Source organism: Asticcacaulis benevestitus DSM 16100 = ATCC BAA-896, assembly GCF_000376105.1.
GTDB classification, from domain to species: Bacteria; Pseudomonadota; Alphaproteobacteria; order Caulobacterales; family Caulobacteraceae; genus Asticcacaulis; species Asticcacaulis benevestitus.
The window spans coordinates 43,500-51,218 of sequence record NZ_AQWM01000026.1 but is presented as its reverse complement, the minus strand read 5'-3'; the positions used below and the strand labels follow the sequence as shown (position 1 = coordinate 51,218).

At 60.4% G+C, this 7,719-nt stretch carries 7 protein-coding genes; 3 read left to right on the top strand and 4 right to left on the bottom strand.

The window, feature by feature from the left end; genetic code table 11:
* The coding region (locus B060_RS26715) for a transposase (protein WP_018083246.1) at positions 1-220 on the bottom strand (220 nt) is incomplete at its 3' end.
* A 312-nt stretch (positions 221-532) separates the two neighbouring features.
* The gene (locus B060_RS0118250) at positions 533-2,332 is read right to left on the bottom strand and encodes a glycoside hydrolase family 15 protein (RefSeq protein WP_018083245.1); all 1,800 of its coding nucleotides are present in this window, start codon (positions 2,330-2,332) and stop codon (positions 533-535) included.
* A 430-nt stretch (positions 2,333-2,762) separates the two neighbouring features.
* On the opposite strand from B060_RS0118250, the gene otsB reads away from it, so the two are divergent.
* The 3 genes from otsB (at position 2,763) to B060_RS0118235 (ending at position 5,375) form a co-directional block, all read left to right on the top strand.
* Positions 2,763-3,527 (top strand): trehalose-phosphatase, encoded by a 765-nt coding sequence (gene otsB, locus B060_RS25120; RefSeq protein WP_018083244.1) that lies wholly within the window; start codon positions 2,763-2,765, stop codon positions 3,525-3,527.
* Positions 3,502-4,875: an alpha,alpha-trehalose-phosphate synthase (UDP-forming) gene (locus B060_RS25115; RefSeq protein WP_018083243.1), complete on the top strand. Its 1,374-nt coding sequence runs from the start codon at positions 3,502-3,504 to the stop codon at positions 4,873-4,875. Before otsB ends, B060_RS25115 begins: the two co-directional genes overlap by 26 nt.
* 89 nt (positions 4,876-4,964) lie before the next feature.
* Positions 4,965-5,375, top strand: a complete 411-nt coding sequence (locus B060_RS0118235; RefSeq protein WP_031221394.1) for a c-type cytochrome — start codon at positions 4,965-4,967, stop codon at positions 5,373-5,375.
* A gap of 51 nt (positions 5,376-5,426) precedes the next feature.
* Here the strand turns inward: B060_RS0118235 and B060_RS0118230 are convergent, their stop codons facing one another.
* Both B060_RS0118230 and B060_RS0118225 read right to left on the bottom strand, forming a co-directional pair.
* The gene (locus B060_RS0118230) at positions 5,427-7,118 is read right to left on the bottom strand and encodes a GMC oxidoreductase (RefSeq protein ID WP_018083241.1); all 1,692 of its coding nucleotides are present in this window, start codon (positions 7,116-7,118) and stop codon (positions 5,427-5,429) included.
* A gap of 10 nt (positions 7,119-7,128) precedes the next feature.
* Positions 7,129-7,719: a gluconate 2-dehydrogenase subunit 3 family protein gene (locus tag B060_RS0118225; RefSeq protein ID WP_051081113.1), complete on the bottom strand. Its 591-nt coding sequence runs from the start codon at positions 7,717-7,719 to the stop codon at positions 7,129-7,131.

The following is a 7,719-nucleotide window of genomic DNA, read 5'->3' as shown; positions in this document are numbered from 1 at the left end:
CAACCTCTTCTTCAGACGCGGTCGCCGTGAACGCCCCTTGAGAGGCCAATTTGCGCCAGGCAAATAACTGATTGGGCTGAACACCGTGGCGCCTGGCCACAAGGCTCACCGTGACCTCTGGCTCATACGTTTCCTGAACCATCGACAGCTTCTCAGCTGTTGTCCAACGGCGGCGCCGTTCCTGTCCCAGAATTTCTATCTTTGGATTGTGGCTGGTCATAATGACGACATTGCTCCTACCTCTTATTTAAGTGGGAGATCCTGTCCGGTCAATTATGGGGCTATTTCAGAAGGCGAGATCATGGATCTGCACCAGGCCTATTTCGACCTGTCCTGGCCAGTCCCACCGCTTCGATCGTTAAAATAGACGCCAAAATACGTAATGTGCAAGTCCTGCGAAATGAAGGCAGGGAGGTTGGTGAGGTAAATTTCTTTGGCGGCACCATGTGGACGAATTTCGATCGCAGCGATGCCTTGGCGATGCGCCGGGGCGCGATCTGCCTGAATGCTAGGGCACGACCTCGCCTTGATGCTAACGTATGGCTGTCCAGGGCCGGCTGAGCAGGGTGGCGCAAGTGATCAGGCCGACCAGAGAATAGGTCTGAGGGAAATTGCCCCATAGTTCGCCGGTATCGACCTTGACGTCTTCGGACAGCAGGCCCGAATGGGTGCGCCGCGCCAGCATGGCTTCGAAGAGATCGCGCGCTTCCTCGACACGGCCCTGCATGTAGAGGGCCTCGATGTACCAGAAGGTACAGAAGTTGAACGCCGTCTCGGGTTCACCGAAATCATCGGGTTCGACATAGCGATAGAGATTATCACCCTTGCGCAACTGGCGCTCGACTTCGGCGAAAGTGGCGACGCAGCGCGGATCATCGGCCGGCAGGAAGCCCAGTTCAAACAGTTGCAGCAGGCTGGCGTCGACCTCATCGCCGCCAAACGAACCGGCGAAGATGCCAAGCGTCTCGTTCCACGCTTTTTCTTCGATGGCTTTGCGGATGATCTTCGCGCGGTGGGTCCAGTGTTCGCTGCGTTCGGTAAGGCCAAGCGAGGCCGCAGCATTGCCGAGCCGATCACAGGCCGCCCAGCACAGAAGCGCCGAATAGGTATGGACGCGCGCCCGCGTGCGAAATTCCCACAGGCCGGCGTCGGGCTGATCATAGACGGTGAAGGCGCGCTCGCCCACGCGCTCCATGGCAGCAAAATCGCTTTCGGTGCCCAACCGTAAAAAGCGTTCATCGAAGAAGGCCTGGGTCAGCGGCAGGATCATCTGGCCATAGACATCGTGCTGGTGATGCTCAAAGGCTTGGTTGCCGACACGCACCGGCCCCATGCCGCGATAGCCTTGCATGTCAGGCGCGATCCGCTCGACCAGATCGGCCTCAAGGCCAACGCTGTAGAGGGGTTGGACATGTCCACCGGCGGACATGTCCACAAGGTTGCGCAGGTAGACCAGGTAGGATTCCAGCATGTCGGCGGCGCCCAACCGGTTCAACGCCCGCACCACATAATAGGCATCGCGTATCCAGCAGTAGCGGTAATCCCAATTGCGTTGCGATCCAGGCGCTTCGGGAATCGATGTCGTCATGGCCGCGACGATGGCGCCGGTCTCTTCAAAGGCGCATAGCTTGAGCGTGATGGCGGCGCGGATGACGGCGCTTTGCCACTCGAGGGGCAGGGAGAGGGTGCGCACCCAGCCCTGCCAGTAGGCCGTGGTAGCGTGCAGCATGTGCTCGGAATCGGCCAGCACATCATTGGGGTAGGGCTCGTCCGGACCAAGATGGAAGGCCAGAGTCTTCTCTAACCGGAAGACATGGGCGTTGCGGACATAGGTCAGGGGCGCGTTGGTGGTGAGGCGCATATCGACGGCCCCGCATTCATAGCGGATATGGCTGGAGCCGGCGGTCTCACGGGCGAGATCCCGGCCCCAGTTGCCTGTTGGGGTTAGGCGAATGCGGATACGTGGCGCGCCATTGAGGGGCCGCACCTGGCGGTAAAAGGCCCACGGTCGGTAGGTGCGGTTGAGATGGTGCAGGCGCGGCGCGAAATCGATGACCTCTAGCGCGTTGCCGTGGGTGTCGCGCATCACCGTGCGTAGCACGGCGGTATTGCGGATATAGGCCTGTTCGATATCGGCCTGATCCTCGATCTCGACCGACCAGTAACCGGCGCCTTCGGCCGCCGTTGGATCGAGCAGGGCGGAAAACACAGGTTCGCCATCGACGCGTGGACAGCAGGCCCAGACAAAGCGCCCTTGTCGATCAATCAGCGCAGTGGCGGCGCAATTGCCGATCGGCGACAGATCGAGCGTATGGGGCGGTGATGGGGGCATGGCAAAACTTTCAGGCTGGCAGGGCGTGAGGTCAAGCAACCCACGACCGTGGCTAAATTATGGGCGCATGTTCACGGCAGATAACGGGTCTGATCACAGAAACGAGAGATGGGCTAAAAATATAGGTATGAGGGTGGACACGACAGGATCATATGTCTAACCTTACCTCAACGGCAGTTTTTTGCCTTTATGAATATTTTATTTTTTGAGACTTTGTTTCGAATCTAAGGCGATACTCAAATCTATATCGGTATTTGATACTATATTGCTTATATCGGGTGAGTTCATCAGGCTTTTGGACTGTAGAACACGTAGCAGACCAAAAGGAGATTACGGCTATGGCAGATGTGTCGCGCCCCCTGCACTGTGGGCGGGCGGTATCATGATAATGTCGCAGGTTGAGCACGCCGCGCAAGGTACAGGCGGTCAAATGACGTTGACGATGGCGCACGTGTCGCTGTTCCTTGACCTTGATGGCACGCTTGCGCCATTCGCGCCTGTGCCGGAAGGGGTCGGGCCGGACGCCGCGCGCAACAGTTTGCTGCGCGACATGCAGGTGTGTCTGGGCGGCCGGATGGCGATTGTTAGCGGCCGTTCGATCGCGGATCTCGACCGTATTCTCGAAGGGACCATCGTCGCCATGGCCGGCAGTCATGGCCTGCAACGCCGTGACGCTCGCCTCGATATGCTGACGGCGCGGTGCCATCCCAAGCTGGCGCAGGCGGTGCGTGAGGTCGCGGCCTTTGCTGAAAAGTACCCGGGCGTCGTGGTCGAGACCAAGCCGCTCAGCGTGGCGCTGCACTACCGCAACGCCGCCGATATCGATGTGCAGGTCGGTGCCTTCGCTGATGATCTGGCGGATCGAACCGGCCTCAAGCTGCAACGCGGCGTCATGGTGGCGGAGTTCCTATCACCCGGCATGGACAAGGGCCGCGCGGTACGGGCTTTTATGGTCGAGCCGCCCTTTTTCGGCACGATGCCGCTGTTTATCGGCGATGACCTGACCGATGAGGACGCCTTTGCTGCGGTCAACGCCTTTGGCGGTGTCGGGGTTCTGGTCGGGCCGCCGCGTCCAACCTATGCGCGCTTCCGGCTGGACAGCGTAGACGGCGTCCATGCCTGGCTGGCGCAGGCGCTGCAAACTGAAGTGTTCAAACTGGAGGTGCCTGTTGGGCCGTCTTATCGTCGTATCTAATCGTGTTAATCCGCCTGCCGATTCCGGCGTCGGCACCGCCGGCGGCCTCGCCATGGCGCTGGCGGCGGCCTTGCGCGAAGACAAGGGGCTGTGGTTCGGCTGGAGCGGCCAGACGGTCGAGACCTATACTGGCCAGATGTCGATGCAGAAGGTCGGCGGCGTCACCGTGGCCCTGCTCGATCTGGAGGAGCAGGATCAGAGCGAATATTACAACGGCTATGCCAACCGCACGCTGTGGCCGCTCTTTCACTATCGCACCGATCTGGTCGCCTATGAGCGCAGTTTCGATGAGGGCTATACCCGCGTCAATACGCGCTTCGCCGAAACCCTGCTGCCTTTGATCGGACCGGACGACCTCATCTGGGTGCAGGACTATCACCTGATCCCGCTGGCGCGCGAACTGCGCAAGCGCGGCGTCACCAACCGCATCGGCTTCTTCCTGCATATTCCGTGGCCGGCGCGCAGCATCTTAAGCACCCTGCCGCGCCACGGTGAACTGGTCGAGGCCTTGTTCAGCTATGATCAGATCGGCTTTCAGACCGAGGACGACTGCGAAAACTTCGTCGATTACGCCGTTCATGATGTGCAGGCGGTGGTCTCAGACGGCGGTCTGGTCGAGGCCTATGGCAAGAAGGTGCGCGCGAAGGCCTTCCCCATTGGTATTGACGCCGAGGATTTCGCGGAAACGCTGAAAAGCGACACGGCAGAGGCCTTTCGCAAGCTGATGGTCAAGAGCCAGGCGGGCCGCAAGATGGTGCTGGGTGTCGATCGGCTCGACTATTCCAAGGGGCTGGAGGAGCGCTTTGCCGCCTACGAGACCCTGCTGGCGGATAATCCCGATCTTCACGAGCATCTCTTCATGCTGCAGATCGCCACGCGCTCGCGCGACGATGTCGACGCCTATCAGGATTTACGGGCACGGCTGGACACCATTTCCGGCCAGATCAACGGGGCCTATGCCACGGTTGACTGGGTGCCGCTGCGCTATGTCAACCGGCCTTACCGGCGTGACGAACTCGCCGGCATTTACCGCGCCGCCCATATCGGACTGGTGACGCCTTTACGTGATGGCATGAACCTCGTCGCCAAGGAGTTTGTGGCGGCGCAGGACCCGGCCAATCCGGGCGTGCTGGTCTTGTCGCAGTTCGCCGGCGCCGCCGAGCACATGAAGGAGGCGTTGATCGTCAACCCTCTCAGTCGTGAGGATATGTCCGAAGCGATCAAGAAGGGGCTGGCCATGCCGTTGAAAGAGCGCAAGGCGCGCTGGGAAGCGCTCTATGATAATGTCCGCACGCATGACGTGGGACGTTGGCGCGATCAGTTCGTCGCCTGTCTCAAGGCGGCCTAAATCCTGTTGTAATGGATTACAATGTGTGGCACCTCTTGCAAAAATGCCATAGACTTGCGGCATATTGGCGCTTACAGGCTGGAGATCCTATGAAACCTATTCACGCTCTCATATTGACCGTCTGCCTGGGCAGCATGCCCGCGGCGGTGATGGCCAAGCCCGCCAAGCCAGCGCCGGTTGATCCGGCCACCCTGGCTCTTGGGGAGCGCGCTTTTGCGCAGTGCAAGGCCTGCCACAGCATCGAGGCCGGCAAGAGTGATGGCGTCGGGCCCAATCTCTATGGTTTTTACGGCAGCAAGGCTGGCGGCCACTCGGCGACTTTCAAATACAGCGCGGCGATGAAGGCCTATGGCGTCACTTGGGATGACAAGACGCTCGACACCTTCCTGACCGCTCCGACGAAGGCTGTGCCGGGCACGCGCATGGCGTTTCGCGGCGTGACCGACCCGAAGACCCGTGCGGCTCTGGTCGATTATTTGCGCGTCAAGTCGAGCCAGTAGCGTCACGACAAATAGAAAAAAGGCGAGGACTTTAAGTCCGCGCCCCTTTTTTTATATCACCCCCGCCTTGACCTGCTTGACGGCATAGTCAGCGGCGCGCGCCGTGAAGGCCATGAAGGTCAAGGACGGGTTGACGCAACTGGTCGAAGACAGCGCCGAGCCGTCGGTGACAAAGACATTCTGGGCGTCGTGGAGCTGGTTCCACTTGTTCGTCACCGAAGTGCGCGGATCCTTGCCCATGCAGGCGCCGCCCATTTCATGGATCGAATCGCCCGGAATATGCGGCCTTTCCTCGGCATAGACATCGACAAGTCCCGCGGCCTTCATCATTTTTTCGCCCTGCACCTTGGCGTCGGTCATCATCTTGCGCTCATTGTCACGGTAGGTGACGTTGAACAGGGCCTGCGGCACGCCGAAGCGATCGACCTTGTCGGGATGAAGCGTGATGGTGTTGTCGAGATAGGGCAGGCACTCACCAAAGACATTAAACCCTACCGACCAGGCGCCATATTTGCGCAAGCCTTCCTTCATGCTCGCGCCAAAGCCGGTGGCATTGGCGACGTCGCGATGGCCCCCGCCCTGGCAGCCATAGCCGCGCACGAAATCGGCGTCAGGGTCCTGACCGTCGATATTGCGGAAGCGCGGAATATAGACACCGGTCGGTTTGCGACCATATTCGATCAGGTCGGCGTGCACCCCTTGCGGCAGATTGCCCGAGAACACGGTCAGCATGGGATGATCCATGATGTAGCGGCCAAGTGCGCCGCTCGCATTGGCGAAGCTCTTGTCGCTGCCTTCGAGCTTCGAATTGAGCAGGATCTGGTTCGACGCCATGGCCGAGGCACACAGGAAAACGATGCGCGAGCGATAGGTTTTTGCCACCTTGGTATTGGCGTCGATGGTGCGCACGCCGGTGACCTTCTTGGTTGTCGGATCGTATTCGAGCGAGGTCACCACCTGATCGGCCAGCAGGGTCAGTTTGTTGGTGGCGCGGGCAGCGGGCAGGGTGACGGCCTGGGTCGAAAAATAGGCGCCGAACGAACAGCCGCGATTGCACTGCGAGCGGCTCTGGCAGCGCGAACGGCCCTGTTCGGGCTTGTCCTCGGTCATGTTGGCGACGCGGGTTGGGATGAGCTTGCGGCCGGGGATGGCCTTTTCGAGGCGTTCCTTGGCCCAGATCTCCGCCACATTCATCGGGTGGGGCGGCTGGAATTCGCCATCGGGCAGGTGTGTCAGGCCTTCTTTTGAGCCGGCGATACCGGCATAGGCTTCGACATAAGAATACCACGGCGCGATGTCGTCGTAGCGGATCGGCCAGTCGACACCGTGACCGTCCTGACCGTTGGCGGTGAAATCCTGCGGGCCAAAGCGCAAAGACACGCGCCCCCAGGTGATCGACTTGCCGCCGACAATCCCTGGCCGAACCCAGCGAAATTCTGGGCCGTCCTTGATGGCGTAGGGGTTCAGGCGGTCATTGTTCATGAAGTCCTTGACGGCCGTCTGGCCGGCACCGCCGTAACGCGATGCGTAATAGTCGCTCTCCGTCAGGGCAGGGGGTGTGTCGCCGCGATAGGGCTGCTCCCACGCGCCGGTGCCCTCAAAAGGATAGTCGGTGCCGTGCTCGACCATGCGGCCACGATCGAGCATCAGAACCTTCATGCCCTTTTCGGTCAGTTCCTTGGCGGCCCAGCCACCGGAGACGCCGGAGCCGATGACGATGGCGTCGAATTCATAGTCAGACATTGGGGGCCTCTTAAGACGAAAAGACGCGGTTGACGTCGGCATAGGGGTAGGCGCCGTCATAACGGCCGGGCACCGGCAGATAGACGCGCTCGATGGTGCAGCCGATCTCGGAGCTGTAATAGCCAAAGATCACCATTTGCCGCAGGTGTTCGAAGGCGTCGGCCGGCGCTCCGGTCAGTTGCTTGTCCATGGCCAGAGTGAGGATGGCGTCCTGCTGAACAGGCGTGGCGCCGGCAAATGGTTTGCCGTAGGTGGTTTGTGCGAAGGCATTGATGGCCGTAAGCCCGCCCATCACCAGGTCGCGCTCGTCCTGCCAGTACCATTCCGACAACATCATCTCGATAAAGGCCGGCACACCGGCGGCGATCGCGCCTGGCGTATCGGTGGTTGGGATGATGCGTTCGGAAACGGCGGCGGTCAGCTTGCGCTGATCATCGGTCATGTAAGGCTTTTCTACCGTGTAACCGGGGTCCATGCCGGCCTGCATGGCGCGGGCTATGGGGGCTATCGCCACGCCGCCGACCATGGCCAGGATACCGGTCAGCAAGCTGCGTCTGTCAAGTCGTTGGGGATCAAGAAGGGGATTATGATCGTGAGCCAT